The sequence below is a fragment of the Stenotrophomonas sp. genome, assembly GCF_059505245.1.
On sequence record NZ_JCACKF010000018.1, the window covers coordinates 1 to 26,709 of the forward strand.

Below are 26,709 nucleotides of genomic sequence, written 5' to 3' on the forward strand. Positions count from 1 at the left end.
GCAACGCACGGATTTTATCCGTTAGTGCCGGCCGTGGGCCGGCAACTGCAGGGATCCAGGCGTTGCCGGCCAGCGGCCGGCACTACCGTCGTGGGTCAGGCGGTCGCGATTCCCGCCTTGCCCAGCGCATCGCGCACCATCGCGTCGTTGGCTTCGGTCACCGGCCGGGTCAGGTCCCACAGGAACTTCACCCGGAAGCCGGACTTCACCGCATCCTGCGCGCTCCACAGCACGCAGTAGTCGCGGGCCAGGCCGCACACGTGCACTTCGCGGATGCGGCGCTCGTGCAGCCAGCCGGCCAGGCCGGTGGCCGGGCGCTCGCCATCTGGGCCATGGTTCTCGCGGAAGGCGCTGTACGAATCCACCTGTTGGCGCGTGCCCTTGCGCAGGATCAGGTCGGCCACGGTCCAGTCCACGCCCGGGTGCAGCGCGGCACCGGCGCTGCCCTGCACGCAGTGGTCCGGCCACAGCGTCTGCGGCTGCGCGTGCAGCAGGATGGTCTCGAAGGGGCGTTGGCCGGGGTGCTGGCTGGCGAACGAGGCATGGTCGGCCGGGTGCCAGTCCTGGGTCGCCACCACGGTGCGGTAGCGGCGCTGCGCCAACAGATCGGCGATCGGTGCCACCAGCGCATCGCCCTGGTCGCAGGCCAAGGCGCCACCGGGCATGAAGTCCGGCTGCAGGTCGATCACCAGCAGGGCGACATCGGCGGGCAGGGCGGTCATGGCAGGTCCGCTACAACAGAAGGGGCGACCAGCGTGGCCGCCCCATGCCTGCACGTCAATCGCCCTGTGGCGTCCCAGCGTCCTGCCCGTAGTACAGCAGGCCGATCCTGATCCGCTCGCGGCCATTCTCGCGGCGATGGCGGTTGGCATCGCGAAGCGAGTACACGCAGCCGCAGTATTCCTGCTGGTAGAACTGCTCGCGCTTGCTGATCTCGATCATGCGGCTGGCGCCGCCGCCCTTGCGCCAGTTGTAGTCCCAGTACTGCAGGCCTTCATAGCGCGACGCCGCACGGATCCCGCAGTCGTTGATCTGCGCCATGTTCTTCCAGCGCGAGATGCCCAGCGACGAACTGATGGTGTCGTAGCCGTGCTCGTGCGCATACAGCGCGGTGCGCTCGAAACGCATGTCGAAGCACATCGTGCAGCGGATACCGCGTTCGGGTTCGTTTTCCATGCCCCGCGCACGGCTGAACCAGTTGTCGGTGTCGTAGTCGCAGTCGATGAAAGGAATGCCGTGCTGCTCGGCGAAGCGGATGTTCTCCTGCTTGCGCAGCTCGTATTCCTTCACCGGGTGGATGTTGGGGTTGTAGAAGAAGATCGCGTAGTCGATCCCGGAGGCGGTGATCGCCTCCATCACTTCGCCGGAACAGGGCGCGCAGCACGAATGCAGCAGCAGGCGCTTGCCGTCGGCGGGCAGGGTCAGGGTGGGGCGTTGGAGCTCGGTCATCGTCAGGTACCGCATGGACCGCCGGCAACGGCGGTGGCCCATGCATCAGCGCGTGGGTGAACGGGTCTGGCCGGATACCGTGAACAGGACGCGCGCGGCCACACCGCCTGCACGCGCAGGACGACGACGGCCCCGGCAACCTCCCCGCGGAGATTCCAGGTCGAGTCAGGGGACGGTCGTGTCCCCCGGCCGGGGCCGGTATTCGGGCTGATGGACACGGGCCGCAGCCCACCTACTACCCGCCGCTTCCCAGGCGCGAGCCCAGTGCTGTTGGCAGGATTCGTTTCCATTCACCGCTGCGGGGCAGCTCCGGAATGGACGCGCGAGGCGCCTTCACCGGATTCCCGTTTAAATCCCTCCCCGCGCCGCAGCGATGGGAGGGATACCTTCGGCGTGTGCAAGGTGGACCTGTTGGTGGCGCCGGTCAAGAGCGCAGGGGTCAGAACCCGCTACGCTGCAACGGGATCCGACCCCAGCGGAAGGAAGGGGTCGGATCCCGCTGCCACGCAGCGGGCTCTGACCCCGGTCGGGATGCACCTTCAATGCCCCACGGCCGCCCGCGTGCGGATGTCGTCCAGCCGCTGGTCGTGCAGCAGGCGGCCGTTCTCCCACACGGTCACCATTGCGTCCTCGAAGCCGTCCGGCAGGGTGTCGTCGCCGTTGGCCGGCAGTGGCACCGTATGCAGGCTGCCATCGTCCAGGCGGCGCAGCAGGCGCATGCGGCCACGCTTGCTGGCCTTGCCGGCGTCGGTGACCGGATCCTTGTAGACGTCGATCCACTCACCCTCGACCCGCGCCGCCGAGCACTTCAGTGCGAACTTCTGCGTATCGCGGTCCAGCCGCTGCAGCAGCGCACCGCCCATGCCGAAGGCTACGTTGTCGGCGGCGTAGCCGTCGTCGGTGATGCGTTGCAGGATGGTGCGGATGGTATCCGGGTTGATGCCATCGCCCTGGATCACCCGCACGTGGTTGAGCACGCGGTAGCCCTTGCCGTTGAGGGTGTGGCCGAACGCTTCATCCAGCCGGCGCAGGCTTTCGGCAACCACCTCCACCGGGTCGCCCGAGTCGGGGCGGATGACCAGGGTGGCGCCCGAGGCGATCACGTCATCGCGCAGGGTGGTACCCCAGTGCTCGCTGATGGCGCGGTAGATGTCATAGCTGTCCGATACCACCGCCACGATCGCACCGGGCGTGCCGAACTGGCGCAGCATGTTGCGGTAGGCGTCCACCTCGCGCTCGCGGCCCCAGCTGGTGATGGTGCTGTGCTCGGCGGCGGGAATCGAATAGCCGGCCATCGGCGCGTGATAGTGCGCGCGCGCCAGGCACAGCGCCGATACGGTATCGGTGCCGAGGAAGTTGACCAGGTGTGCGGCACCGCCCAGCGCGGCCGATTCCAGGCTCGATACACCGCGCGCGCCGAAGTCGTGCAGCTTGAACGGTAGCTGCCCCTGCGGGTCGTCGCTGGTCTGCTGCAGGAACGCGGCGATGGTCTGCCGTGCGTGCCAGCTGATGGTGGCCACGGTGACCGGATACCACACGCGCAGCAGCAGCGTTTCCAGGTACGACGGCACCCAGAACGCGGCCGGATCGGTCGACTCGATGGTCATCAGTGCCTGGTGGGTGGGCACCACGCTGCCCTCGGGAACGGCGCGGATGCGCACCGGCAGGTGGCCGCCAAGCCGGTCGACGATATCGCGCCAGCCGGCCTCGTTGAACGGTTCGCCATGCGCGGCGAATACCGCCGCAGCGTCGTCGATGTCGGCGTGGGTGACCGGTCGTGCCAGCGCGTCCTTGAGGATCGCCTGCAGGCCGAAGAACACCGTGCGATCGTGCAGGCCGCCACGTGATTCGACGTAGAAGAACGTGGCATCGGTACCCGGCGGGTACTGCAGCCAATGGCTGGCCTTGTAGCTGTCGGTGTTGAGGAGAAGATTATCGAGGTAGTGCATGACGGAAGCTCCTTCGCGTCGGGTGGCACCGGCGGTCTATCCGCCAGTGGGAAAGCCGGGCCGGTCAGCCGCGGCCGAGGAAGTACTCCAGGATGTGCAGGTGGTCTTCGAACAGCTGAGGGCCCATGTCCAGTGCTTCACTCACCGGTATCCAGCGTGCCTTGTCGGCATCGTCGCCACCGCGCACCGGCGGCAGCTCGCCGGCCGGAAACTCGAAGTGGAAACCGTGGGTGATGGTGCGGCCACGCTGGCTGCGGTCCGGGTGGTCGAACACCTGCTGGCCCTTCAGCGACCCCTTCAACACCGGCAACGGAATCTTCAGGCGGGTTTCCTCGCGCAGTTCGCGCAGGCAGCTGTCGAGCAGGCTCTGTTCCTGGCCGACGAAGCCGCCGGGCAATGCCCACAGCCCCTTGCCGGGTTCCGAGCGGCGACGCACCAGCAGCACGTGGCCCGAATGCACCACCACCGCATCGGTGGTGACGAAGGTGGGCGCGTAGGGCGCATCCTTCCAGGCGGCCTTGTACTGTTCGATGAAGCGGTACTCGGCCACCAGCTGGCCATACGCAGGCGCACTCTTGCGGAACGCTTCGAGCATGTCGTACACCGGCGCCGGCACATTGCCACGCAGCATCAGCAGCGCGCCGTGGAAGTCGACGTCGCCGGCCTCGAACAGGTAGCGCCGCAGCTCGGTGGCCGACAGGGTGGCGGTGTGCTGCACGTCCACCAGCGGCCACTGCGGGAACTCGCGCAGGTAGTAGCTGGACGCATCCTTGTCCATGCCGATCAGGCCTACCCTGGCATCGGCGGCGGCACCGTCGTTGCGCAGGGCGTCAGCCACCTGGCGCTGCACGTTGGCGATCCACTGTGCTTCGTTGTACAGGTGGTCACGCAGCGGGCGGATCAGCAGACGGTCGGTGTGGCCGTCGAGGGCCGCCTGGATCATCACGGCGCGTTCGGCCACGGTCCAGGGATTGCGCAGGCTGCGGGGGGTATCGGCAGAGCCGACCAGGAAGATCAGCTTGCGGGCCCGGCTCAGGGCCAGGCGGGCAACGGCGGCGTGGCCGTTGTGGAAGGGCTCGAATCGCCCGATGAAGACGAGATAGTCGAATTCCATGAGAATCCCTCATGTCGTTGTGGCAGCCGCGGGTCTGTCCCTTGGCTTGCTGCAGATGCTACGCCGATGGCGGGGCGGGTCAAGCCTGCAGCCGTGCTTTCTGCTGAACGGCGCATTGCGTGCGCGGACTGCGCCGTTGTTCTCAGGCCCTGAGAAGCCCCTGCGCCATACTGCAACCCACGCGGCGGACGGCATGCTCGGGGGCAAGACAGTGGCGGACAAGTACTGCGATCTGGTCATGAAAGGCGGCATCACCAGCGGCATCGTGTACCCCAATGCGGTACTGGCGCTGGCCCGCGAGTATCGCTTCAAGAGCATCGGCGGCACTTCAGCCGGCGCCATTGCGGCAGCGGTGGCGGCTGCAGCGGCCTGTGGCGATCGCCGCCAGCAGGCCGGCGAGCAGCTGCCCGGCGATGCAGGCTATGGCGGGCTGTCGGCGGTGTCGGCACAGCTGTCCCGGCGCGGCTTCATCTACAGCCTGTTCCAGCCGGCGCGCGGCGCGCGCGCGGCCTATCGGCTGCTGGTGGTGCTGACCGGCAATGCCCGCCTGCCGCACAAACTGCTGTGCCTGGCCGTTGCGGTATTCGAGATCGCGCCGCTGGAAGTGCTGGTGTCGCTGGCGCTGCTGCTCGGCCTGGGCTGGTGGGGCGGTGGCTGGAGCGGCGTGGCCGCCACGCTGCTGCCATCACTGCTGTGCGCCTACGGTGCGGGTGTGGCTGGTGCCGCGCTGCGGGTCGCGCGGGTGGCGCGTCGCAACCTGCTGGGCCTGTGCAGCGGCCTCAGCCGCGATCCACGCAGGCCGGCGCTGACCGAGTGGTTGCATGAATGCCTGCAGCAGCTGTCGGGCAAGCCGCTGGATGCACCGTTGACCTTCGCCGACCTGCACGATGCGCCGCGCTACGCCGGTGAGCCGGACAGCCCGCATGCGATCAGCCTGCAGATGATCACCACCTGCATCTCGCACAATGAGCCGCGCACGCTGCCGCTGGGCGGTGCGCAGTTCTGGTTCCTGCGCGAGGAGTTCGAGCAGCTGTTCCCCGCCGGCGTGGTGCAGTGGCTGGTGAGCCAGGCCGGCCCGCCGCTGGAGGTGGACGGGCGGCAGTACTACCACCTGCCACAGGGCCCGAAGCTGCCGGTGCTGGTGGCCACGCGCATGAGCCTGAGCTTCCCGCTGCTGATCAGCGCGGTGCCGCTGCATGAACCCTCACGCCGCGAACGACGCTGCGAACCGACCGCCCCCGCAGCCGACCAGGAGCACAACGTTGCCGACAGCATGGAAGGGCTGACCAGTGCCGGGCAGACCTGCGGCCCGGTGATCACCGCCTTCCGCATCTGCTGGTTCTCCGATGGCGGCATCAGCAGCAACTTCCCGATCCATCTGTTCGACGCCGCGCTGCCGCGCTGGCCGACCTTCGCCATCAACCTGGTCTATCCACAGCACGCCGAAGCGGTGAGCCAGGGCAGCGGTGGCCGCCAGGCGCTGGAACATGCGGTGTTCCTGCCCACCGAAAACCGCCACGGCTGGCAACGGCATTACCAGTCCATCGCCACGCCACTGGCCGCAGCCGAGCTGGGTCGTTTCCTGTTCGCGGTGGTGGCGACCATGCAGAACTGGCGCGACCTGCTGCAGGCGCGCGCACCGGGCTACCGCGACCGCATCGTGCACGTCAGCCTGCAGGGCGACGAAGGCGGCATGAACCTGGACATGCCGCAGGAGGTACTCTCCCGCATCGCCGACAAGGGCAGCCTGGCCGGTGCGCGCTTCTGTTCGTTCTCGTTCGAGAACCACTACTGGATCCGCTGGCGCAACCTGGCCTCGGCCTACCAGCGCTACACGCTGGAAGTGGCGCGCACCGATGATCCGGCGCAGCAGGTGCTGGCCTACCGCGCGGCGTACGCGATGGTCGCCAGCGGTCAGCCGACGCCACCGTCGTACAAGCTGGGCTCGGAAGACAAACGGCTGGCCTCGCAGCAGTTGTGGGGCTTGATGGTCGAGCAGGGCCGCACCTGGGAGGACCTCGGCCCCGACCTCACCGACGGCGCACCGCGTCCGCTGCCGCAGATGAAGGTGACCCCGATCTACTGACCCGATCCTGCGGTCGAATCGGGGTCAGATCCGTTTCCGCAGGAAAACGGATCTGACCCCGCAGTGGTTGCTGCTCTTGCCGGCCAGCGGCCGGCGCTACCACGGGTGCAGGGCGCAGCCCTGCAGAACCCCCTACCGCCCCGGCAACTGCGCGAACGCGCGCTGCATGCAGTCCTCGCGCGGGCATACCCGGCACCCCGGGCCGATCGATACCGAATTGCCCGGGCTCTGCACATCCAGCCCCAGTGAATACACCAGGCGTTCGGCATGCTGCAGGTCGCAGCCCAGCGCCACCGCGAAGGTCTTGCGCGGTTGGCCATGGCCGACCGGGCCACTGCTGACCTGCCGCGCCAGCCAGAAATGACGGCGGCCATCGGGCATGCGCGCGGTCTGGGTGAGGATGCGCCCGGGTTGGTTGAACGCCTCGTAGACGATCCACAGCGGGCACGATCCACCCACCTGCGAGAAGTGGAAATCGGTGGCCGAATGGCGCTTTGAGACGTTGCCCGCCCGATCCACGCGGATGAAGAAGAACGGCAGGCCGGGCGCGCTGCGCCGTGCCAGCGTGCTCAGCCGGTGGCAGACCGCTTCGAAGCCGACGCCGAACTGGTGCGCCAGCAGTTCGATGTCGTAGCTGCTGGTTTCGGCTGCACGCAGGAAGCGCATGTACGGCATCACCAGCGCACCGGCGAAATAGTTGGAGAGACCGATCCGCGCCTGCGCGATGCGTGCCTCATCGGTGAACCCGGCGCGCGCCACCACCGCATCGATCTGCGGCAGGTAGCCGTGCAGGGCCAGCTCGGCCGCCATCTGGAACGCCTGCTGTCCGGGCTCCAGGTAATCGGGCAGCCACAGCCGCCGCGCACCGGCATCGTAGTGCCGCTTTTCGCGCCCGGCCTGCAGTGCGGCCACTTCCACCAGCACGCCATGGCGGTCGGCCAGCAGCTGGCGCAGCCGCGGTGCCACATGCCCGGGCGACAGCCCCCACTCGGCGAACAGGCGTTCGGCCAGTTCGTCCAGTTCGGGAATGTGGTTGTGCATGCGGTTGAAGAACTCGCGCACCTGGTCGCCGGCCGGCAGGGTGCTGCCGGCGCCGGGCTCGCCCAGCTGGAACTCCAGTGCGGCCGCGTGCTCGCGCAGCGCCAGGTGACGACGGTGCAGGTCCAACAGCGCGCGGCTGACCTGCGGCAGGTTGCCGGCCAGGGCGCGCAGTTCGGTCGCGCTGACCTCGGCCAGGCCCAGGTCGCGCAGGGTTTCGCCCAGCGCCTCCTGCAGGGCGGCGGGCTCATCGTCATCGAACAGCGAGGAAACGTCGCCCAGCACCTCTCCCAGCTTCTTCTGCACCGCCGGTGTCAGTGGGCGCTTGTTGCGCTCGATCTGGTTCAGGTAGCTGGCCGACAGCCCCAGCGCACGCGCCAGATCGGCCTGGCTGTAGCCGCGCTGCTCGCGCAGCCGCAGCAGGCGCAGGCCGAGTTGCCGCTGGGGAGCTGAATAATTCACAGAATTAACAGGAATCGTGGGGCGCGTTGGCCAGATTAAGCGGATTCAGCCCGGAAATCGAGCCGGGTGCTGTGAATAATGCCAAGCATCTTTCGCACCCTGTGGGATTGTCGTCATGACTGTTGCAGCGCCCCGTATCCGCATGCTGATCGATGGCCAGTTCGTTGAATCGGCCACTTCCCACTGGCAGGACGTGATCAATCCGGCCACCCAGGACGTGCTGGCCCAGGTGCCGTTCGCCACCACCGGCGAAGTGGACGCCGCCGTCGCCGCCGCCAAGGAAGCCTTCAAGACCTGGCGCAAGACCCCGATCGGCACCCGCGCGCGCATCTTCCTGAAGTACCAGCAGCTGATCCGCGAAAACATGAGTGAGCTGGCCCACATCCTCACCGCCGAACAGGGCAAGACCCTGCCGGACGCCGAAGGTGATGTGTTCCGCGGCCTGGAAGTGGTCGAGCACGCCGCCGCCATCGGCAACCTGCAGCTGGGCGAGCTGGCCAACAACGTGGCCAATGGCGTGGACACCTACACGATCATGCAGCCGCTGGGCGTGTGCGCTGGCATCACCCCGTTCAACTTCCCGGCGATGATTCCGCTGTGGATGTTCCCGATGGCGATTGCAACGGGCAACACCTTCATCCTCAAGCCGTCCGAGCAGGACCCGATGGTCACCATGCGCCTGGTCGAGCTGGCGCTGGAAGCCGGCATTCCCAAGGGCGTGCTGAACGTCGTCCACGGCGGCGAGGAAGTGGTCAACGCGATCTGCGACCACCCGGACATCAAGGCCGTGTCGTTCGTCGGGTCCACCCGCGTCGGCACACACGTCTACAACCGCGCCTCGCTGGCCGGCAAGCGCGTGCAGTGCATGATGGGCGCCAAGAACCACGCCGTGGTGCTGCCGGACGCCAACAAGGAACAGACCCTCAACGCAATGGTCGGTGCCGCCTTCGGTGCCGCTGGCCAGCGCTGCATGGCGGCTTCCACGCTGGTGCTGGTCGGTGAAGCGCGCAACTGGGTGCAGGACCTGGTGGCCAAGGCCCAGACCCTGAAGGTCAGCGCCGGCACCGTGTCCGGTACCGACGTCGGCCCGGTCATCTCCTGCAGCGCCCGCGAGCGCGTGGAAGGCCTGATCGCCTCGGGCGTGGAGCAGGGCGCCAAGCTGGTGCTCGATGGCCGCAAGCCGCAGGTCGATGGCTTCGAGAAGGGCAACTTCGTTGGCCCGACCATCTTTGCCGGTGTCACCACCGACATGCGCATCTACCAGGAAGAAATCTTCGGGCCGGTGCTGGTCATCCTCGAAGCGGAAACGCTGGAAGAGGCCATCGCGATGGTCAACAGCAACCCGAACGGCAACGGCACCGCACTGTTCACCCAGTCCGGCGCTGCCGCGCGCAAGTTCCAGGAAGACATCGACGTCGGCCAGGTCGGCATCAACGTGCCGATCCCGGTGCCGGTGCCGCTGTTCTCGTTCACCGGTTCGCGCGCCTCCAAGCTGGGTGACCTGGGCCCGTATGGCAAGCAGGTGGTGCTGTTCTACACCCAGACCAAGACGGTCACCGCGCGCTGGTTCGATGACGAGACGCTGAGCCACGGCGTCAACACCACGATCAGCCTGAAGTAACGGCAGGAGCAGCCATGAGCCACTCGATGACGACGGAACTGGAAGAAGCGCAGCAGGCGTACCGCGAGGCGGCGCGCGACTTCGCACAGGCCGAACTGGCGCCGCACGCCGCGCGATGGGATGCGGAGGGCATCTTTCCGCGCGAGGCGATCGCCAAGGCCGGTGAGTTGGGCTTCTGCGGTCTGTACATGGACCCGGAAGTGGGCGGCAGCGGCCTGAGCCGACTGGACGCCGCCGTCGTCATCGAGGAGCTCGCCAACGTCGATCCGTCGACCGCGGCGTACATCAGCATCCACAACATGGCCTCGTGGATGGTGTCCAGGTGGGGCCAGCCGGCCCTGCGCGATGCGTGGGGCACCGATCTGTCCTCGGGCAGCAAGCTGGCCTCGTACTGCCTGACCGAACCGGGTGCGGGTTCCGATGCGGCGTCGCTGAAGACCACCGCCGTGCGCGATGGCGACTTCTACGTGCTGAACGGCTCGAAGGCCTTCATTTCCGGCGCCGGTGCCACCGAGCTGCTGGTGGTGATGGCGCGTACCGGCGGTGCCGGTGCCGGCGGTGTCAGCGCCATTGCGGTGCCGGCGGACCTGCCGGGCATCAGCTTCGGCCGCAAGGAAGAGAAGATGGGCTGGAACAGCCAGCCCACCCGTGGCATCACCTTCGAGAACGTCCGCGTGCCGGTCAGCCACCTTCTGGGAGAGGAAGGCGGCGGCTTCAAGCTGGCGATGAAGGGGCTGGACGGCGGCCGCATCAACATCGCCGCCTGCTCGCTGGGTGCCGCACAGGGTGCACTGGATGCTGCGCGCCGCTACATGGGCGAGCGCCGCCAGTTCGGCAAGGCGCTGGCCGAGTTCCAGGCGCTGCAGTTCAAGCTGGCCGACATGGTCACCCAGCTGGTGGCTGCACGGCAGATGGTGCACACCGCGGCACGCAAGCTCGATGCCGGTGCCAGCGATGCCAACGTGTGGTGCGCGATGGCCAAGCGCTTCGCCACCGATGCCGGTTTCAACGTCTGCAATGAAGCGCTGCAGATCCACGGGGGCTACGGCTACATCCGCGAATACCCGATCGAGCGCCTGCTGCGTGACTGCCGCGTGCACCAGATCCTGGAAGGCACCAACGAGATCATGCGGGTGATTGTTGCCCGTCACCTGCTCAACACCGAAGAGGAACTGCGATGAAGGATTGGCGTACCCAGGAGCACGTGGGCCTGAAGGTGGAGGTCGATGGCCACACCGCCGTGGTCACCCTGAACAACCCGCCGGCGCATACCTGGACCGTGCACAGCCTGTCGGCGCTGCGCGACCTGGTCGGCGCGCTCAACGCAGACCGCGACATCTACGCGCTGGTGATCACCGGTGATGGCGAGAAATTCTTCTCCGCCGGTGCCGACCTCAACCAGTTCGCCTCCGGCGACAAGGCCGCTGCACGTGAGGCCGCGCGCCGCTTCGGTGAAGCCTTCGAAGCGCTGTCCGGTTTCCGTGGCGTGTCGATCGCCGCGATCAACGGCTACGCCATGGGCGGTGGCCTGGAGTGCGCGCTGGCCTGCGACCTGCGCATCATTGAAGACCATGCCCAGGTCGCGCTGCCGGAGGCCACCGTCGGCCTGCTGCCGTGTGCCGGCGGTACCCAGAACCTGCCGCGCCTGGTCGGCGAGGGCTGGGCCAAGCGCATGATCCTGCTGGGTGAGCGCATCAACGCCGAGACCGCGCTGCGCATTGGCCTGGCCGAAGAAAAGGTCGGCAAGGGCGAAGCCAAGGCGCTGGCGCTGGAATGGGCGAAGAAGGCCGGCAAGCAGAGCCCGACCAGCATCGCCGCCTGCAAGACCCTGGTGCAGTCCACCCGCACCGGCACCCACGCCTCGGCGCTGGTGGCCGAGCGCGAAGCCTTCGTCGACCTGTTCGACACCGCCGACCAGGTCGAGGGCGTGACTGCCTTCCTGGAAAAGCGCGCCGCGCAGTGGAAGAACGCATGAGCACGGATACCGCTGCCGACGACGCACCGGTGCTGTTCGAAGAGCGCGTGGCCGGCAACGGCACGCGCATCGGCATCGCCACGCTCAATGCGCCGCGTACGCTCAACGGTTTCTCGCTGCCGATGGCGCACCTGCTGCTGAACCAGCTGAATGCCTGGGCCGACGACGATGGCATCGCCATGGTGGTGCTGCAGGGCGCCGGCGAAAAGGCGTTCTGTGCTGGTGGCGACCTGCACAGCCTGTACAAGGCCATGGTCGCCTTCCGTGAGGCCGGCCACAGCGACATCCGCCAGAACGCCTATGCCGCCGAGTTCTTCGACGTCGAATACCGCGTCGATTACCTCATCCACACCTACACCAAGCCGATCCTGTGTTGGGGCCACGGCATCGTGATGGGCGGCGGCATCGGCCTGATGTCCGGCGCCAGCCACCGTGTGGTCAGCGAACGCTCCAAGCTGGCCTTCCCGGAAATCACCGTCGGCCTGTTCCCCGATGTAGGTGGCAGTTGGCTGCTGTCGCGCGTGCCGGGCAAGGGTGGCCTGTTCCTGGCCCTGACCGGCGCACTGCTCAACCCGGGCGATGCCATCTACGCCGGCCTGGCCGACGTGCACGTGGCCGAAGAACGCCGCAGCGCGGTGTTCGATGCGCTGCTGCAGGTGGCCTGGTCCAATGACACCGCACACAACCACGAACGCCTGACCCATCTGCTGCAGTCGCATGCCAGCGATGCCGCCACCGGTCCACTGCTGGCCCACGCGGCGCAGGTCGATGCGTTGTGCGAAGGCGATGACCTTGAAGCCATCGTGGCGCGCATTGCCGGCCTGCAGACCGACGACGCCTGGTTGCAGGCGGCTCAGAAGACCCTTGCTGCCGGTGCACCGGGTTCGGCACGGTTGGCGTACGAACTGCAGCGCCGCAGTGCCGGCCAGGACCTGGCCGCGATCTACCGCCTGGAGTACATCGTCGCCCTGCATTGCGCCGCCCATGGTGATTTCGCCGAAGGCATCCGCGCGCTGCTGGTCGACAAGGACCGCAACCCGCAGTGGAACCCGGCCACCCTGGCCGAGGCCACTGGCGCGTGGGCAGACACCTTCTTCGCTTCCCCCTGGGCCGACGCCGCGCATCCGCTGGCCGACCTGGGCACTCCCCTTGTTGAAAGGAGCCTTGCATGAGCCGCATTGCATTCATCGGGTTGGGCAACATGGGTGGCCCGATGGCCGCCAATCTGGTCAAGAACGGCCACAGCGTGCGCGTATTCGATCTGGTTCCGGCCGCGGTGCAGGCCGCTGTCGACGCCGGCGCCAGCGCTGCATCGTCGGCGCGCGACACCCTGGCCGATGCCGAAGTGGTGATCTCGATGCTGCCGGCCAGCCGTCATGTCGAAGGCGTGTACCTGGGCGACGACGGCATTCTTGCCGCGATCCCGGCCGGTGCACTGGTCATCGACTGCAGCACGATCGCCCCGGCCAGTGCCCGCAAGGTCTCGGAAGCGGCCGCCGCGCGTGGCCTGCAGATGATCGACGCGCCGGTGTCCGGCGGTACCGCCGGCGCCCAGGCCGGCACCCTGACCTTCATCGTCGGCGGCGAGGAAGACGCGCTGGAACGCGCACGCCCGGTGCTGCAGGCGATGGGCAAGAACATCTTCCACGTCGGCGCCAGCGGCGCTGGCCAGGTCGCCAAGCTGTGCAACAACATGGCGCTGGGCGTGATCATGGCGGTGACCGGTGAAGCCATCGCACTGGGCGTGGCGCACGGGCTGGACCCCAAGGTGCTGTCGCAGATGATGGCGGTCAGCACCGGCCGCAGCTGGGCCACCGAAGTGTGCAACCCGTGGCCGGGCGTGCTGGAGAATGCGCCGGCCTCGCGTGGCTACAGCGGCGGTTTCGGCAGCGATCTGATGCTGAAGGACATGGGCCTGGCGGTGGAAGCGGCGATGAGTGTCGGCGCTTCGATTCCGCTGGGCGAAGTGGCCCGCAATCTCTACTCGATGAACCACCAGGCCGGCCGCGGCAAGCTGGATTTCTCCAGCGTCGTGCAGCTCATCACCAGCGACCAGTAACTGGTCGCTGGTCCGCGCATTCCACCTTATCCCCGCGCCGTTGGCGCGCCCCCTTGAACAACAAGGGGGCTCTTCTCCAGAAGGATGGATGCGCGCCGCAGCGAATGCGTCCCCGGCCACGTGCTGGGGCCCACCCGAGGTGGGATGGGCGGATGCCCGGTTTCGACCGGCATCCGCCCATTTTTTTGGGGGTCGGATCCCTTTCGCAACGCGAAAGGGCTCTGACCCCATATAGCCGTGCGGGCCTGGGATGGGGTCAGAGCCCTTTGCCGGTGGCAAAGGGATCCGACCCCGGCACCGCATCAGGCAACGATCAGCGTCACGTCGATGTTGCCGCGGGTGGCGTTGGAGTACGGGCACACGATGTGCGCCTTCTGCACCAGTTCTTCCACCTGCTCGCGCGGCACGCCCGGCACGTTGATGGTCAGCTCTGCCTCGATGCCGAAGCCGGTCGGGATCTGGCCGATGCCGACCTTGCCGGTGACGGTGGTGTCGGCCGGCAGCGCGACCTTGGCCTGGCCGGCCACGAACTTCAGCGCGCCCAGGAAGCAGGCCGAGTAGCCAGCGGCGAACAGCTGTTCCGGGTTGGTGCCCGGGCCGCCGGCACCACCCAGCTCGCGCGGGGTCGACAGCTGGATGTCCAGCACGTTGTCGGACGAGACGGAACGGCCTTCACGGCCGCCGGTGGAGGTGGCCTGGGCGGTATACAGAACCTTTTCGATGGACATCGGGATGCTCCTGATCAGTGGGTGGGTACTGCTATGGAGCCTACTTTGCCCGGTTTCTGCGTACGTTGGGTTGCAGTCCGTACGAAAAACTTGATTGATCGTCCTGTTGGCCTAGATCGTCCACTCGCGGTCGGTGGTGAACATGATGGTCAGCCAGCGGTCCGGCGAGGCCTCGCCCAGCGCATCGCCGATCTCGTCGCGCAGCTGGTCCCATTCCAGCAGGGGCCGCGGCGGGTCGTCCTCGCGTACCACGAAGAACAACTCGATCTGCTCGCCACGCCCCACCTGGGCGACGTAGCTGCGATGCTCGACGAAGCCATGCTTGGCCACGATCGCGCGTGCCACCGCGTCCACGTGCGCCTGCAGTTCCGGCGGGGTGACCAGCAGGATGCCGGCCAGCGCCCGGCGCACCGTCCCGAGCGGGGCGATCATCACCAGCACGCAGACGAAAGCGAGGATGGCCGGGTCGATGTACGGCCCGACCCAGGCCAGCGAGGTGCCGCGCACCAGTACGCCGCCAAGGAAGGCCAGCAGGTAGCAGGCCGACATGCTGGCGGCGATCACCCAGTTCTTCGCGTCCAGCGCGATGAACTCCGAACCGATGCGGCGGTTGACGCGCAGCACGAACCAGGCCAGCGCACCTTCGCCGATGATCGACAACCCGGCGAAGGCGATGGCTGGGCCGAGTGCGATGTGGCGGCCGCCGGACATCAGCGCATCCACCGCATTGACCAGCGCATACAGTGCCGCGCCGATCATCAGCGTGCCGCTCACCCCCAGCACGATGGGCTCCAAGTGCCAGAAGCCCATGGTGAAGCGCTGGTTGAGCCGCGACTGCAGCGCGTCGGTGCTGGTGGACAGTGCGATCAGACGCGCGACCAGCAGTGACAGCCACGTCATCACCACATCGATCAGGCCGTAGATGCCATCGAAGATGATCAGCGAGGAATTGGCCAGAAGACCAAATACCACCGCAGCGGCAGCCAGCAGCAATGAGCCTGCGATGGACAGGCGCAGCACGCCTTGTTCGGTACGCGCATCGAAGAAGCGTTCGGGGGTGGCAGGCATGCGGGAATCCAGCGGGAAATGGGCTGCGGAAGCAGCGCGTTGCCATTCTATCCAGCCTGCGGCACGTCGCCATGACCACGCCCGCACAGCGCCTGGAAAAGTCACCAGACTGGTAACCGTTTGCGGATTGACGGGTGCACACCCCAAGCGTATCGTTTGTACCACGATGACATAGAAGCCTCCGGTGACCCCGGGGGCTTCTTTCGTTTGCGCCGTCGCGCGCTGCGAGGTCACCGCCACCGGCCCTGACGTCCCCGTCGCAGCCGTTCTGTTTTCCGCCCCGATCCTGCCTTTCCCGCGCCGTCCTGGTGATCGCGTGGGGCGCCGCCGTGCGCGCAGGATCGGGGCACTCCACATCCATCAACGAAGGAGGATTCGATGCCCCTGCTGACCCTTGAGCAGTGCCGCGCGCACTGCCGTATCGACGGCGATTTTGACGACGCCATCCTGGGTGACCTGCTGGCCGCAGCCAGCGACGCAGCCGCGGCCTATCTGGGCCGCGAGCTGTACGCCGATCAGGCCGCGCTGGACCAGGCGCTGGACCAGCTGCCGCAGGACATGGCGGCGGCGGTGACCGGGCATGAAGCCGCGGTTGCCGCCGCCAATGCCGAGACCAACGCGGCCAAGGCCAAGGCCATGCGTGATGTGGCCGATCGCCGCCTGGCCGTGGCGACCGCGCGCAGTGCGCGCCTGCTGCAGGGCATGCCGGTCAACGACAGCATCCGTGCAGCGGTGCGCCTGTTGCTGGGCCACCTGTACGCCCATCGCGAAGCCGTGGTCGTCTCTGCGCAGACGTTCGATGCACCGGCAGGCGCCGCTGCCATCGCAATGGAGCTGCCGTTCGGCGTGGCCGCGCTGCTTGATCCGTACCGATCGGCAGCAACGCCATGAACGCCGGCCACTTCAATCGCCGCATCCGCATCGAGCGCCAGGACGGCCAGCTCGATGCGTGGGGGCAGCCGCTGGACGCCTGGCAGCCGGTGGCAGAACTGTGGGCCGCCATCATCGCCGACCGCGCAGACAGCGTGCAGCGGCTGACGCTGGAAAGCCGCCTGCCGGCAACGATCCGGCGCCAGCGCTTCCATGTCCGATTGGCAGCCGCACGACAGGCAGGCATCCAGGCCGGCATGCGCATCGTGCATGACGGTCGTGTTTTCAACATCACCGGCGTTGCGCCCGACTTCAGCCGGCGCCAGACCACGGTGCTGTTCACCGAACAGTCTTCAGGCATCGCCTGAGCGACGCCAACCAGGACACCGCGATGAGTTACGAAGCACAGCTGCACGCGCTGCTGGCCCCGCTGCTGCAGGGCCGGCTGTATCCCGACCTTCCGCCGGAACCGGTCATCTATCCGTGTGCCGTCTACCAGCAGATGGGTGGACAGTCCGTGTGGTTCAACGAAGGTTCCATTCCCGAACAGAAGCACGCTCGCGTGCAGCTGACCGTCTGGGCAGACAGCCGCGCCCAGGCCAACACCCTGATCCGCAACATCGAGGATCAGGTATGCGCAGGATTGCCGACCGCCGAATCGTTCGGCGCTGCAATCGCCGTGCATGAGCCGATGCTGCACAAGTACGGCGCGCGGCTCGATTTCGGCCTGTGGTACGTCGACCCGTAAACCGCATCACCCGTGCAACACCCCAGCCCGGCATTCGCCGGGCTTTTTTTTATCCAACGAGGAAATACACCATGGCACTCAAGCTTCCCAAGGGCACCCAGTTCGGCTTCGCACCGGTCGTCTCCACCGCGATCGCCACCAGCGCGATCTCCAAGGCCGCGCCGGCGCTGGCCAGCGTTGCCGCCAACAGCGTCGACACCGGCGATGTGGTGGTCATCGAACTGCCGGGCTGGCCGGCCCTGAACAACCGCGCCACCCGCGCCGGTGCTGAAGCCACCGGCAGCGTTGAACTGCTGGGCATCGACACCACCGATACCGTGCTGTTCCCCGGCACCAGCGGTGCCGGTGTACTGCGCAAGGCGGGCGCCTTCGTCGACCTGGACCAGCAGGGCGACCCGACCACCGCCGGTGGCGAGCAGCAGTACTGGAGCGGCACGCTGCTCGAAGACCCGACCGGTCGCCAGGTCCAGATGCCGACCTTCAAGAACGCCAAGACCATCACCCTGCCGCTGTTCTACGATCCGAAGAAGCCGTGGTATTCGGCACTGAAGAACGCTGACGCCAAGGGCGAGCCGGTGATCCTGCGGGCCAAGCTGGTCGGTGGCGACGTGCTGTACTGGTACGGCTACCTGAGCTACAACGGCGACCCGACCATGGCCGCCAACACCCCGATGGGCACCACCGCGACCTTCACCGCGCTGGCAGACTCCATCCTGGTCGAGGGCGCCTGATGTTCCAGGTCAAGGCGCCGGAGAGCTTCAAGAGCACCCTGACCATCGTCGGTCACGGCCGCGAGCAGAAGCTCAACCTGACCTACCGGCACCTGTCGGTAGCCGACTACGCCAGCCTGCTGGAGCGTCTGGGCGATGACACGTTGAGCGTGGCCCAGGCCATCCTGGACATCGTGGTGGACTGGGATGCCGATGTGGCGCTGGACACCGCCGGCGTCGAGCTGGCGCTGCAGCAGCAGGCCGGCCTGGATGGCGCCATCATCGGTGGCTACACCCAGGCCCTGCAGGTCGCACGCAAGGGAAACTGATCGAGGCGGTGGGGGCCCTGTACTGGCGGGCCCCCACCGAGTCCGAGCTGATGAAGCTTGGATTGAAGGCAAAGCACTTTCCACCGCCGCAGGTCGAGCTGTGGCCGGAGTGCGTGCTTCCCATCGAACTTTTCTCGCGGGTTGCCACCCAGTGGCGCGTCGGCGCAGGTGGCCCGATCGGGCTGGATTACAACGTGGTCTACCGGGAGCTGGAGCGCGAAGCGCTCGACGGCGACCAGCATGACGAGGTGATGGCGGCCATCCGCATCATCGAACGCGCTGCCTTGGAGCAGATGCAACAGGAATGAGCCGGTCATCGCGGCAATGCCGATGGCCGATCCAGGCTCCGCCGAAGCGGAGCCGACTCTCCCGAGGAACACTCAATGAGCACTACATCGCCTGGCAGCATACGGACCACCGTGGAGGCCAGCAACGCATTGGAAACGGCCATGCAGGCAGCAAGGCGCGGCATGACCGAGATGACCGGCACCACACAGGAGTTCCAGCGGCAGCTGGAGAAGATCAACACGGTGCAGCAGGCCTTCAATGCCGTGCTGACCACCAGCGCATCATTGGTCACCGCACTGTCCACGCAGCTGACCGCCCTGAACACGCAGCTGCAGGCGGCGACGAAGGCAGGAACAACCGCAGCGGGCGCGGACGCCGGCAAGGCTGCAAAGAAGGAAGAGAAGGCCCAACAGGACGACAAGGGCCTGGCAGGCATCCGCAAGGGCCTTGGCGGCGCGCTCGGCGACTATATCGGCAAGACCGAGAACACCGCCACGGCTGCCAAGAAAGCCTTCGACAAAGCATTCACCGGCGCCGACGAAGCGTTGAGGAGCTTCGTGACCACCGGCAAGTCCAAGTACAAGGAACTGGCCCAGTCCATCCTGTCCGACCTCAAGATGATCGCCGCACAGCAGGCACTGGTCTGGGGGGCGAGGAAGATCGCCGGCTTGATGGGGGTCGACCTGACGCCAAAGGATGCAGCGACGGACGCGGCGGCGGTGGCTGCAGGCGTGGCGACTGCCAAGGACGCCAAGGCCGGTGATGCCAAGGCGGGCGAAACCAAGGACGCCAAGGACACCAAGGGCACCACAGGACTTTCGGGGTTCCGCAAGGGCTTCGGCAGCGCGCTCGGCGAGTACATGGAAAAGACCGAGAACTCCGCCAAGTCCACCCAGGATGCCTTTTCCAAGGCGTTCACCGGCGCAGAGGCGGCACTGCAGAGCTTCGTGAAGACGGGCAAGTCCAACTACAAGGATCTGGCCAAGTCGATCATCGCCGATCTCAAGATGATCGCCATCCAACAGGCAATCGTCTGGGGCGTCAAAAAGATCGCGGGCCTGTTCGGATATGGCACGGGGGTGGAGGCCAACGCCAACGGTGGCGTCTACCAGTCGCCGAGCCTGTCGGCCTATTCCGGCGGTGTCTACAACACTCCGCAGCTGTTCGCCTTCGCCAAGGGCGCCGGCGTGTTCGGCGAAGCGGGACCGGAAGCGATCATGCCGCTGCGGCGCGGGCCGGACGGCCGCCTGGGTGTGGCCGCGCACGGTGGCGGCGGTGGCGGCGGAGTGGGAGTCAGCATCCGCATCGACAACAACGGTGGCAAGGAAGTCACCACCAACGAAAGCATGCTGCAGCAGTTCGGCAACGAAATCGGCCAGTTCGTGGAACGCAAGTACCGCGAGCTGCAGAGTCGTGACCTGAAGGCAGGTGGTGTGCTCAGCAGGAGTGCCATGCAATGACCGACACCTTCACCTGGCCGGCAACCAGCCAGAGTACTGGAACAACCACCGCCGCAGTGAAGCGCGCGAAGTTCGGAGATGGCTATGCGCAGGCCGCTGCCGATGGCCTGAACGCCACTTCACGCAGTTACCAGCTGCAGTTCGTCGGCAACCGCAAAACGATCAACGAGATCGTGACCTTCCTGGATGGTCATGCCGGCCGCAGCTTCCTGTGGAAAGGGCCACTGGGGCAGGGGCTGTACATGTGTGATTCCTACACCGACAGCCATCTCGGCGGCCAGGTATCGACCATCACCGCCACCTTCGAGCAGACCTTCCACGCGTAGGCATGAGCATGGATCTTCAACGGATCGACCTGGATACCATCCAGCCCAACGGAAAGCGTGGGGAGACCCAGCGGCCGGCCTTCACCAAGATCAACCAGAACTTCCAGCAGGTTGGCCAGGCAGTCGACGGCCTGCCCGGGCAGCTCGCCGATACCATGATGCGCGCGCCGGCACGGCGCAATCGCCTGATCAATGGCAATCTCGACATCTGGCAGCGCGGCAGCAGCTTCGGCATCTCCGGGAACTACACAGCCGACCGATGGTTCCTGCAGATGGGCAACGTCGAAGACGCCGTGTTCAAGCGCAATCCCGCAGCGGCAGGCGACAACAACTTCCCGTTCAGCACCTTCACGTTGTCGGTCAGTTCGAGTGGCAATACGGATGGCACAAACCACTTCTTTGTCTTCGAGCAGCGCGTGGAAGACGTCCGCAACTTCGCGGGCGTGGAGAGCACCGTTTCGTTCCTGGTGTTCAACGCCGGCGCCGCCGGGCGGAAGATCGCCCTTGAATTCGCCCAGACCTTTGGCGCGGGGGGAAGCACGCCTGTGCTGGGAATCGCGCCGGAGGTGGTCGAGCTGGCCTCCGGCCTGAACCGGATCCGCAGGACGGTGACCCTGCCTTCCATCTCAGGGAAGGTACTGTCCGGTGACGGTGCGGCCGTGGTCTGCATATGGGTGACGGCGGGCACGCAGTTCGCCAGCCGCACCGCAGGACTGGGCGCGCAACAGGGCCAGCTGTACTTCGGAGAGTTCCAGTGGGAGGCGGGCCCGCTCGCGACGCCGTTCGAGTGGAGGCCGAAGGGGGAAGAGCTGCGGCTGTGCCAACGCTACTACCAGGTGGATGCCACTGGCGTGCCGTTCGACGGTGGATCGCGCTTCAACGCGGGCGTGGGCCTGATCCGGGGCGACAACGCGGTGTACCTCACCTACCGATTCAATCAGCGAATGCGGTCGGTACCCGCGGTCGCCTTCTCGAACCCATCGCAATGGCGGCTGCTCACGGGAGACGGTGCAACCAGCCTGACAGCGCTCAGTGCGGCGGAAGTTACGTCGACCCGCATGACCATCATCGGTGCGCTGAACACTGCCGCAGCGGGTCAGGCCGGCATCTTGCAGAGCGGAGATTCGGCAGCGGAGGGCACTGGATTGACCATGGATGCCGAAATCTGAGGTCCGCGGGAGGGCTGGAGAGCGTTCCTTCGCAACCGAAACCATCAAGGAAACAGCACAAATGCCACGAAAGATCATCGACCTCGATTCCGTTCAACCGAACGGAAAGCGGGGTGAAACACAGCGCCCGGCGTTCACCAAGATCAACGACAACTTCGCCGAAGTCTACGACGCGTTGACTGAGGTGGCGAAAATCCCGCAGATCGTGGGGAATGCCATCACCGAGCGCGTTCCAGGCAGGAATCTGCTCATCAATGGTGCCCTGCAGTTCTGGCAGCGCCGTACATCTGGTCGTGTCGGCACTGGGTCGGGGACGCTGGGCGCGGAAGTGTTCTTCGCCGACCGTTTCACGAACTCGGCGCTGGTCTGCAACCACGACGTACAGCGGGTGGCGTACGACGGGCAGGCCGGATTTCCGGAAGATACACGGTCGATTCTGGTCTGCACCGTATCCGAGGCCATCGCCAGAAGTGGCGCCTGGATGGGGCAGAAGATCGAGGGTGTCGGCAGTGCAAGCGGAGACATCACGATCTCGGTATGGGCGAACTCTGATGCGCCCGGTCGCAGTGTGGGCGTGCGTGTCATCCAGGATTTCGGAACCGGCGGCTCACCCTCGCCGCAGGTGGTGCTGGAAGCCGGTGTGCTCACACTGGGCACCACCGCCAAACGTCACAGCATCACGGTGACGTTGCCGAGTACCCGGGGAAAGGTGCTCGGCAGCAACGGCAACGACCACCTCTACGTAGTGTTCGACCTGTGCGGTGCTGGTCAGAAGGGCGAGCTGGTGGCACAGAACGGCTCGTTCGGCTTTACCCAGTTCCAGGTCGAATCGGGCCGCGCAGCGACACGCTTCGACTGGCGGCCGCCAGGTGTGGAACTGGCGTTGTGCCAGCGCTACTACGAGAAGAGCTACAACCTCGACATCGTACCCAACACGGCGCACAACGAAGGGCGCGAGGCATTCTCGATCAACTCACCGGGAATGGCGCATTACCAGAGCGTGCGATTCCAGACGGCAAAGCGCGCTCATCCCTACGTGATGATCATCTCGGCCGACAACATCCAGCAGGATGGACACATCGCGGAAGACAACATCTCCCGCGTGCCCTGCCTGGTCAACTACGCCTCGCCTTCCGGGTACGAAGTCAGCTGGACCAACAATCCAGGCCGCTGGGGCGGCTGGTGGCATTGGTGGGCCGACGCCGAGCTTTGATGGGGCGCCCGCAGGGAACAGGACGACAGCAATGACGAGAAAAATCATCGACCTCGATTCCGTTCAGCCGAACGGAATGCGGGGCGAAACCCAGCGCCCGGCGTTTACCAAGATCAACGACAACTTCGCCGAAGTGTATGGCGCGCTGGATTCGCTGGAAAGCGCTTTGCAGAGCGCGGCTCCAGGCAGGAACCGCCTGATCAACGGCAACTTCGATTTCTGGCAGCGGGCCAGCACTGGCACCACCCAAGGCGGCGAGATCTATGTGGCCGATCGTTGGACCGTGGCAGCGCTGAGCTGCACGCATACCGCAAATCGCGGGGCCAATCTTCCTGCCGGCGGTGCCGCGCCGGAATCGCGCCGTTTCCTCAACAGCGTTGTCTCCAAGGTCAGTGCAGGCAGCAGCGCCTATGTCGCACAGAAGGTCGAAGGGGTCGCCACGCTGTCCGACGGCGAAGTGGTGGTTTCCGGCTTCGCCTATGGCCCGCCAGGAAAACGCATCGGTGTTCGTCTCATCCAGCACTTTGGCACCGGTGGTTCGCCGTCCGCCGCGGTCAGCGTAGAGCTGGGAACCGTAGCGGTCACCGCCGCGTCCTGGACCTATTTCCAGCTCAGTGCGCGATTGCCATCGGTGAAGGGGAAGACGCTGGGCAGCAATGCCGACAGCGATTTCCTGTGGCTGGTGGTGGATCTGTGCGCCGATGCCTATGGCGGTGTCATCTCCGGTCAGAGCGGAGAGTTCGGCCTTGCGATGATGCAGCTGGAGCGCGGCGACAGGGCAACGGCATTCGACCTGCGCCCGCTGGCCCACGAGCTGCAGCTGTGCCAGCGCTACTACGAGAAGAGCTACAACCTGGATGTGCCGCCTGGCACGGCCGATGGCATCGGACGCGACAACCAGTTCTACGACCGCAGTGTCGGCGTTGGCAGCACCTCGCATATCCGGTGTCGCGTGCCCAAGCGGGCCATCCCAGCCTACACGGTCTACAGCGATGTGAACGGGCAGGCAGGGCGCATATCCGGCGCAAGCGGCGGCATCGGCACGGTGACATCCATCGTATATGCCGGCCAGTCCGGCGCACAGGTCAATTACCAATCCGCCGCAGGCAACTGGGGCTCCTCCTTCCATTGGACCGCCGACGCGGAGCTATGACATGTATCAACTGACCGAAGAGATCGACACCATCAAGTGCCTGCAGACCGGCGCCTTCATTCCACGTGGCCACCGTCTGTGGAATGACTATGAAGCCTGGTGTACGGCAGGCAATGAGCCGGAGCCGGTACCGCCGCTGTTCGTACCCGGCTCGGCGCAGTTCCATCGCTTCATCCGCGGAAAGGCGTGGGAGTGGATGGCCCAGTGTGCCCGCGATCGCGGCTATGACAGCATCGAGAGTTGCTGCAGCTACGCGGGCAGTGCGGTGCCGCGCTATGCGCAGGACGCCATCGCCATGATTGCCTGGCGCGACGGGGTCAACCTCGCATTGGAGACTATTGAGTCCACCGCCGAGGAGAACGCGCCGGACTGGCGGCAGGTCCAGGCGCAACTGCCGCAGCCGGATGCATTCGGCTGGCCTGCCGAGCAGGCGCCGGAAATCATCGGCGGCTGAGGAGGACGACGCATGGCACGACGCACAATCGACCTTGATACCGTGCAGCCGAACGGAAAGCGGGGTGAGACGCAACGGCCGGCCTTCACCAAGGTCAATGAGAACTTCGCCGATCTCTACACGGATCTGGATGAACTCGAAACCACGGTGCAGGATCTCCGGCGCAGGCAGAACGGCCGGAACCGGCTGATCAACGGTGACTTCAGGTTCTGGCAACGGGGCAGCAGCCGCACTGTGGTGTCGCCTCTGGCGGTGTATGTTCCCGATCGCTTCCAGGTGGTATGCACCGGGGCGGGGCAGGTCGCGGTGTCACGCCGCAGCTTCGATGCCCCGGCATTCGGGGTCACGGGATTCATGAACTGCGATCTCACCGGATCGACGGCCGCGACCGAGGCGTTCGTCACCCAGCCGGTGGAAGGCGTGCAGACGCTGGCGGGAAGTACCGTGACGCTGAGCATGCAGGCATGGGCCGCGACGCCGGGCTGCCGCATCGGCGTTCGCTTCATCCAGACGTTTGGTACCAATGGGTCTCCGGATGTGACGGTCCGGGCAGGCGTCCAGGAGATCGGCACCGCGGCCGCGCTCAGGTACTTCACCGTCGAGTTGCCATCCATTGCTGGCAAGACCGTGGGAGCCAACAGCAAGCTGCACGTCATCGTCGACTTTGCGACACCCGGTGGTTATGGCGGACAGCTTGTCGGCCAGTCTGGGTCCTTTTCGCTGACCTGCATGCAGTTGGAGAAGGGGGCGACACCTACCGACTACGACATGCGTGATGACGCAACCGAGCTGATGCTGTGCCAGCGGTACTACGAGAAGAGCTTCCCGCTGGAACAGGCACCGCAGCTTGGCATGCCGTCACCGCAGGGCGTCGCCGCTGCGTTCCAGGCAGGCCTGGCGCGCAGTGAGCAGATCTCCTTCAAGGTCGCCAAACGCACTGTGCCCGCACTCACGCTCTACTCCAACAGTGAAGTGGCGCCGGCCCTCGGCTACTGGTCGTTGTTCAACGGCAACGGGTGGTCACGCGGAATGGCTGTCCCGCTGTTCCTTCGTCCCGATGGATTCACGCTTCAGCTTGATTTCGGTTCTGGCCTGACGCCGTTCTATGCCTATCTGGTGGGCGGCAACTGGGCGGCTGACGCCGAGATCTGACCTTGGCCGTCAACACCGGCGCACGCAGCGAGGACTGCACATGACACGAAGAATCATCGACCTGGACACCGTCCAGCCCAATGGCAAACGAGGTGAAACCCAGCGGCCGGCGTTCACCAAGATCAACGACAACTTCGCCGAGATCTACGCTGGTCTGGACGACGCGCAATCGGCGCTCATGCATCTGGAAGGCCGCATGGCCGGAAGGAACCCGCTCATCAACGGCGACTTCCGGTTCTGGCAGCGCGGTGCAGCGTTCCCTGCATCCACGGGCTCTCGCTACATCGCTGACCGCTGGGCGGTCAATGCCATCGGCACCAAGGTGGCTGCCTCACGCGAGGATGTGCCTCCAGGCGGCGGCCAGGGAGGGCGCCTGCTGGCTGGGTCGCGCCACCTGCTTCGGCTGGAGGTGCAGAGCGTTGCCGGTGCCGGCAACATGGCGCTGGTCCAACAGCGCATCGAGGATGTCCGGACACTGGCCGGGCGCACCGTCACGATCAGTTTCAAGGCGCGCGCCTCGGTGGACGACTTCCGCATCGGCGTGGAGTTGCAGCAGTCCTACGGAACGGGTGGGTCTACCGCGCGCGACAGCATCGGCGCCTCGGTCGTGCTCGATACGCTGTGGCGATGGCACCAGGTCACCGTGGAAGTTCCCGGTCTTGCCGGCAAGACGCTGGGCCCGGACAGCTACCTGCAACTGAGCTTCTGGCTGGACGCAGGTGCCGATTTTGGCGGCCGCGCGTTCGCCGCCGGGCAGAAGAGCGGCAGCGTGCAAGTGGCCGAAGTGCAGATCGAAGAAGGCGATACCGCCACCGACTTCGACCGCCGGTCCGAAGCACTGGAGCTGCTGTTGTGCCAGCGCTACTACGAGACGGTGGATGTAAACCGGATCATCGGCATCACCTACACCGCCAACGGCGACACGCGTGCGTGCATCCCGTTCAAGGTGCGCAAACGCTCAGCGCCCAGAATCTCCTCGCCGTCCACCGCGCTGAACCTGGTGGGCTTCGGCAATGCCGGCAACCTGGTCAACTTCGACGGCGGAGCGCCCAGCTGGCAGTCCACGGTTGACGCGGCAGTCATCGCCTCGATGCCGAACAACATGCAGCTCTGGGGCGCGGTGGTGGTGTGGTCGACCACCTCGCAGGTGCTGGTCCAGGCCGATGCGGAGCTCTGAGCCATGACAACCCCCGCTCCGCAGGCGCCAAAGCACGCCTGCTTCACCACCACTGCTTCGCTGCGCCCAGGCCACCACGTCATCGTACCGTGCGGCCAGGAACGGTACCCC

The 26,709-nt window shown here is 66.2% G+C and carries 27 protein-coding genes and 1 riboswitch; of the genes, 20 read left to right on the forward strand and 7 right to left on the reverse strand.

All coding sequences use genetic code 11. The features are described 5' to 3' along the window. Nucleotides 1–95: 95 nt before the first annotated feature. From pncA to AC5JLE_RS07620, 4 genes are all read right to left on the reverse strand, one after another. The gene (gene pncA / locus AC5JLE_RS07605; protein WP_014645585.1) at nucleotides 96–722 is read right to left on the reverse strand and encodes a bifunctional nicotinamidase/pyrazinamidase; all 627 of its coding nucleotides are present in this window, start codon (nucleotides 720–722) and stop codon (nucleotides 96–98) included. 55 nt (nucleotides 723–777) lie between these two features. Then, on the reverse strand, nucleotides 778–1,464 hold the full coding sequence (locus AC5JLE_RS07610) for an epoxyqueuosine reductase QueH (RefSeq protein WP_080281917.1): 687 nt from the start codon (nucleotides 1,462–1,464) through the stop codon (nucleotides 778–780). A 161-nt stretch (nucleotides 1,465–1,625) separates the two neighbouring features. Next, nucleotides 1,626–1,855, reverse strand: a riboswitch (cobalamin riboswitch). Between the two features lie 133 nt (nucleotides 1,856–1,988). After that, on the reverse strand, nucleotides 1,989–3,398 hold the full coding sequence (locus tag AC5JLE_RS07615) for a nicotinate phosphoribosyltransferase (RefSeq protein ID WP_197561817.1): 1,410 nt from the start codon (nucleotides 3,396–3,398) through the stop codon (nucleotides 1,989–1,991). Between the two features lie 64 nt (nucleotides 3,399–3,462). Further along, the gene (locus AC5JLE_RS07620) at nucleotides 3,463–4,512 is read right to left on the reverse strand and encodes a bifunctional nicotinamide-nucleotide adenylyltransferase/Nudix hydroxylase (RefSeq protein WP_014645588.1); all 1,050 of its coding nucleotides are present in this window, start codon (nucleotides 4,510–4,512) and stop codon (nucleotides 3,463–3,465) included. A 193-nt stretch (nucleotides 4,513–4,705) separates the two neighbouring features. Between AC5JLE_RS07620 and AC5JLE_RS07625 the strand changes: the two genes are divergently transcribed. Next, a complete protein-coding gene (locus AC5JLE_RS07625; RefSeq protein WP_241884580.1) occupies nucleotides 4,706–6,598 on the forward strand; it encodes a patatin-like phospholipase family protein in 1,893 nt (630 codons plus the stop codon). Between the two features lie 132 nt (nucleotides 6,599–6,730). Here the strand turns inward: AC5JLE_RS07625 and AC5JLE_RS07630 are convergent, their stop codons facing one another. Next, entirely contained in the window at nucleotides 6,731–8,098 is a 1,368-nt protein-coding gene (locus AC5JLE_RS07630) for a helix-turn-helix domain-containing protein (protein ID WP_241884579.1), read from the reverse strand. A 115-nt stretch (nucleotides 8,099–8,213) separates the two neighbouring features. On the opposite strand from AC5JLE_RS07630, the gene AC5JLE_RS07635 reads away from it, so the two are divergent. From AC5JLE_RS07635 to mmsB, 5 genes are read left to right on the forward strand one after another with little or no spacing between them, the layout of a single operon-like run. Beyond that, on the forward strand, nucleotides 8,214–9,719 hold the full coding sequence (locus AC5JLE_RS07635) for a CoA-acylating methylmalonate-semialdehyde dehydrogenase (RefSeq protein ID WP_014645591.1): 1,506 nt from the start codon (nucleotides 8,214–8,216) through the stop codon (nucleotides 9,717–9,719). A gap of 14 nt (nucleotides 9,720–9,733) precedes the next feature. Then, a complete protein-coding gene (locus AC5JLE_RS07640) occupies nucleotides 9,734–10,900 on the forward strand; it encodes an acyl-CoA dehydrogenase family protein (RefSeq protein ID WP_014645592.1) in 1,167 nt (388 codons plus the stop codon). Continuing rightward, a complete protein-coding gene (locus tag AC5JLE_RS07645) occupies nucleotides 10,897–11,694 on the forward strand; it encodes an enoyl-CoA hydratase (RefSeq protein WP_005407685.1) in 798 nt (265 codons plus the stop codon). The genes AC5JLE_RS07640 and AC5JLE_RS07645 overlap by 4 nt, the downstream gene beginning before the upstream one ends. Continuing rightward, nucleotides 11,691–12,866, forward strand: a complete 1,176-nt coding sequence (locus AC5JLE_RS07650) for an enoyl-CoA hydratase/isomerase family protein (protein ID WP_197561482.1) — start codon at nucleotides 11,691–11,693, stop codon at nucleotides 12,864–12,866. Before AC5JLE_RS07645 ends, AC5JLE_RS07650 begins: the two co-directional genes overlap by 4 nt. Then, on the forward strand, nucleotides 12,863–13,753 hold the full coding sequence (mmsB, locus tag AC5JLE_RS07655) for a 3-hydroxyisobutyrate dehydrogenase (RefSeq protein ID WP_032962101.1): 891 nt from the start codon (nucleotides 12,863–12,865) through the stop codon (nucleotides 13,751–13,753). Before AC5JLE_RS07650 ends, mmsB begins: the two co-directional genes overlap by 4 nt. Before the next feature lie 302 nt (nucleotides 13,754–14,055). Here the strand turns inward: mmsB and AC5JLE_RS07660 are convergent, their stop codons facing one another. Together AC5JLE_RS07660 and AC5JLE_RS07665 are read right to left on the reverse strand one after the other, a co-directional pair. Beyond that, nucleotides 14,056–14,481, reverse strand: a complete 426-nt coding sequence (locus AC5JLE_RS07660; protein ID WP_004153735.1) for an organic hydroperoxide resistance protein — start codon at nucleotides 14,479–14,481, stop codon at nucleotides 14,056–14,058. 111 nt (nucleotides 14,482–14,592) lie between these two features. Continuing rightward, nucleotides 14,593–15,549, reverse strand: coding sequence for a cation diffusion facilitator family transporter (locus AC5JLE_RS07665; protein ID WP_197561481.1), 957 nt, complete (start codon nucleotides 15,547–15,549; stop codon nucleotides 14,593–14,595). Nucleotides 15,550–15,927: 378 nt separating this feature from the next. Between AC5JLE_RS07665 and AC5JLE_RS07670 the strand changes: the two genes are divergently transcribed. From AC5JLE_RS07670 to AC5JLE_RS07735, 14 genes are all read left to right on the forward strand, one after another. After that, on the forward strand, nucleotides 15,928–16,440 hold the full coding sequence (locus tag AC5JLE_RS07670) for a head-tail connector protein (RefSeq protein WP_014645595.1): 513 nt from the start codon (nucleotides 15,928–15,930) through the stop codon (nucleotides 16,438–16,440). After that, on the forward strand, nucleotides 16,437–16,787 hold the full coding sequence (locus AC5JLE_RS07675; protein WP_014645596.1) for a head-tail adaptor protein: 351 nt from the start codon (nucleotides 16,437–16,439) through the stop codon (nucleotides 16,785–16,787). The genes AC5JLE_RS07670 and AC5JLE_RS07675 overlap by 4 nt, the downstream gene beginning before the upstream one ends. A gap of 23 nt (nucleotides 16,788–16,810) precedes the next feature. After that, nucleotides 16,811–17,167: a tail completion protein gp17 gene (gp17, locus tag AC5JLE_RS07680; RefSeq protein WP_014645597.1), complete on the forward strand. Its 357-nt coding sequence runs from the start codon at nucleotides 16,811–16,813 to the stop codon at nucleotides 17,165–17,167. 71 nt (nucleotides 17,168–17,238) lie between these two features. Further along, nucleotides 17,239–17,898 carry a phage tail protein gene (locus tag AC5JLE_RS07685; protein WP_014645598.1) on the forward strand — a complete coding sequence of 220 codons (660 nt, stop codon included), beginning with the start codon at nucleotides 17,239–17,241 and terminating at the stop codon, nucleotides 17,896–17,898. Then, nucleotides 17,898–18,206 (forward strand): phage tail assembly chaperone, encoded by a 309-nt coding sequence (locus AC5JLE_RS07690; protein ID WP_014645599.1) that lies wholly within the window; start codon nucleotides 17,898–17,900, stop codon nucleotides 18,204–18,206. The genes AC5JLE_RS07685 and AC5JLE_RS07690 overlap by 1 nt, the downstream gene beginning before the upstream one ends. 50 nt (nucleotides 18,207–18,256) lie before the next feature. Next, nucleotides 18,257–18,514: a DUF1799 domain-containing protein gene (locus tag AC5JLE_RS07695; protein ID WP_014645600.1), complete on the forward strand. Its 258-nt coding sequence runs from the start codon at nucleotides 18,257–18,259 to the stop codon at nucleotides 18,512–18,514. Nucleotides 18,515–18,589: 75 nt separating this feature from the next. Continuing rightward, the gene (locus AC5JLE_RS07700; RefSeq protein WP_197561479.1) at nucleotides 18,590–19,954 is read left to right on the forward strand and encodes a phage tail tape measure C-terminal domain-containing protein; all 1,365 of its coding nucleotides are present in this window, start codon (nucleotides 18,590–18,592) and stop codon (nucleotides 19,952–19,954) included. Next, nucleotides 19,951–20,280 (forward strand): phage tail protein, encoded by a 330-nt coding sequence (locus AC5JLE_RS07705; protein WP_049441818.1) that lies wholly within the window; start codon nucleotides 19,951–19,953, stop codon nucleotides 20,278–20,280. Before AC5JLE_RS07700 ends, AC5JLE_RS07705 begins: the two co-directional genes overlap by 4 nt. A gap of 2 nt (nucleotides 20,281–20,282) precedes the next feature. Continuing rightward, a complete protein-coding gene (locus tag AC5JLE_RS07710; RefSeq protein ID WP_241884578.1) occupies nucleotides 20,283–21,449 on the forward strand; it encodes a hypothetical protein in 1,167 nt (388 codons plus the stop codon). Nucleotides 21,450–21,510: 61 nt separating this feature from the next. Beyond that, a complete protein-coding gene (locus tag AC5JLE_RS07715; protein WP_197561478.1) occupies nucleotides 21,511–22,662 on the forward strand; it encodes a hypothetical protein in 1,152 nt (383 codons plus the stop codon). Nucleotides 22,663–22,693: 31 nt separating this feature from the next. Continuing rightward, nucleotides 22,694–23,815 carry a hypothetical protein gene (locus tag AC5JLE_RS07720; protein WP_146257713.1) on the forward strand — a complete coding sequence of 374 codons (1,122 nt, stop codon included), beginning with the start codon at nucleotides 22,694–22,696 and terminating at the stop codon, nucleotides 23,813–23,815. A 1-nt stretch (nucleotide 23,816) separates the two neighbouring features. Next, a complete protein-coding gene (locus AC5JLE_RS07725; RefSeq protein WP_075076396.1) occupies nucleotides 23,817–24,269 on the forward strand; it encodes a hypothetical protein in 453 nt (150 codons plus the stop codon). Nucleotides 24,270–24,281: 12 nt separating this feature from the next. Continuing rightward, nucleotides 24,282–25,421, forward strand: coding sequence for a hypothetical protein (locus AC5JLE_RS07730; protein WP_053494634.1), 1,140 nt, complete (start codon nucleotides 24,282–24,284; stop codon nucleotides 25,419–25,421). A gap of 40 nt (nucleotides 25,422–25,461) precedes the next feature. Continuing rightward, a complete protein-coding gene (locus AC5JLE_RS07735) occupies nucleotides 25,462–26,598 on the forward strand; it encodes a hypothetical protein (protein WP_496065176.1) in 1,137 nt (378 codons plus the stop codon). Nucleotides 26,599–26,709: the final 111 nt, after the last annotated feature.

What these genes read in the sequence shown, in the direction of transcription:
- pncA (WP_014645585.1), bottom strand. Translation starts at nt 722, where the DNA reads ATGACCGCCCTGCCCGCCGATGTCGCCCTGCTGGTGATCGACCTGCAG.
- AC5JLE_RS07610 (WP_080281917.1), bottom strand. Translation starts at nt 1,464, where the DNA reads ATGCGGTACCTGACGATGACCGAGCTCCAACGCCCCACCCTGACCCTG.
- AC5JLE_RS07615 (WP_197561817.1), bottom strand. Translation starts at nt 3,398, where the DNA reads ATGCACTACCTCGATAATCTTCTCCTCAACACCGACAGCTACAAGGCC.
- AC5JLE_RS07620 (WP_014645588.1), bottom strand. Translation starts at nt 4,512, where the DNA reads ATGGAATTCGACTATCTCGTCTTCATCGGGCGATTCGAGCCCTTCCAC.
- AC5JLE_RS07625 (WP_241884580.1), top strand. Translation starts at nt 4,706, where the DNA reads ATGCTCGGGGGCAAGACAGTGGCGGACAAGTACTGCGATCTGGTCATG.
- AC5JLE_RS07635 (WP_014645591.1), top strand. Translation starts at nt 8,214, where the DNA reads ATGACTGTTGCAGCGCCCCGTATCCGCATGCTGATCGATGGCCAGTTC.
- AC5JLE_RS07640 (WP_014645592.1), top strand. Translation starts at nt 9,734, where the DNA reads ATGAGCCACTCGATGACGACGGAACTGGAAGAAGCGCAGCAGGCGTAC.
- AC5JLE_RS07645 (WP_005407685.1), top strand. Translation starts at nt 10,897, where the DNA reads ATGAAGGATTGGCGTACCCAGGAGCACGTGGGCCTGAAGGTGGAGGTC.
- AC5JLE_RS07650 (WP_197561482.1), top strand. Translation starts at nt 11,691, where the DNA reads ATGAGCACGGATACCGCTGCCGACGACGCACCGGTGCTGTTCGAAGAG.
- mmsB (WP_032962101.1), top strand. Translation starts at nt 12,863, where the DNA reads ATGAGCCGCATTGCATTCATCGGGTTGGGCAACATGGGTGGCCCGATG.
- AC5JLE_RS07660 (WP_004153735.1), bottom strand. Translation starts at nt 14,481, where the DNA reads ATGTCCATCGAAAAGGTTCTGTATACCGCCCAGGCCACCTCCACCGGC.
- AC5JLE_RS07665 (WP_197561481.1), bottom strand. Translation starts at nt 15,549, where the DNA reads ATGCCTGCCACCCCCGAACGCTTCTTCGATGCGCGTACCGAACAAGGC.
- AC5JLE_RS07670 (WP_014645595.1), top strand. Translation starts at nt 15,928, where the DNA reads ATGCCCCTGCTGACCCTTGAGCAGTGCCGCGCGCACTGCCGTATCGAC.
- AC5JLE_RS07675 (WP_014645596.1), top strand. Translation starts at nt 16,437, where the DNA reads ATGAACGCCGGCCACTTCAATCGCCGCATCCGCATCGAGCGCCAGGAC.
- gp17 (WP_014645597.1), top strand. Translation starts at nt 16,811, where the DNA reads ATGAGTTACGAAGCACAGCTGCACGCGCTGCTGGCCCCGCTGCTGCAG.
- AC5JLE_RS07685 (WP_014645598.1), top strand. Translation starts at nt 17,239, where the DNA reads ATGGCACTCAAGCTTCCCAAGGGCACCCAGTTCGGCTTCGCACCGGTC.
- AC5JLE_RS07690 (WP_014645599.1), top strand. Translation starts at nt 17,898, where the DNA reads ATGTTCCAGGTCAAGGCGCCGGAGAGCTTCAAGAGCACCCTGACCATC.
- AC5JLE_RS07695 (WP_014645600.1), top strand. Translation starts at nt 18,257, where the DNA reads ATGAAGCTTGGATTGAAGGCAAAGCACTTTCCACCGCCGCAGGTCGAG.
- AC5JLE_RS07700 (WP_197561479.1), top strand. Translation starts at nt 18,590, where the DNA reads ATGAGCACTACATCGCCTGGCAGCATACGGACCACCGTGGAGGCCAGC.
- AC5JLE_RS07705 (WP_049441818.1), top strand. Translation starts at nt 19,951, where the DNA reads ATGACCGACACCTTCACCTGGCCGGCAACCAGCCAGAGTACTGGAACA.
- AC5JLE_RS07710 (WP_241884578.1), top strand. Translation starts at nt 20,283, where the DNA reads ATGAGCATGGATCTTCAACGGATCGACCTGGATACCATCCAGCCCAAC.
- AC5JLE_RS07715 (WP_197561478.1), top strand. Translation starts at nt 21,511, where the DNA reads ATGCCACGAAAGATCATCGACCTCGATTCCGTTCAACCGAACGGAAAG.
- AC5JLE_RS07720 (WP_146257713.1), top strand. Translation starts at nt 22,694, where the DNA reads ATGACGAGAAAAATCATCGACCTCGATTCCGTTCAGCCGAACGGAATG.
- AC5JLE_RS07725 (WP_075076396.1), top strand. Translation starts at nt 23,817, where the DNA reads ATGTATCAACTGACCGAAGAGATCGACACCATCAAGTGCCTGCAGACC.
- AC5JLE_RS07730 (WP_053494634.1), top strand. Translation starts at nt 24,282, where the DNA reads ATGGCACGACGCACAATCGACCTTGATACCGTGCAGCCGAACGGAAAG.
- AC5JLE_RS07735 (WP_496065176.1), top strand. Translation starts at nt 25,462, where the DNA reads ATGACACGAAGAATCATCGACCTGGACACCGTCCAGCCCAATGGCAAA.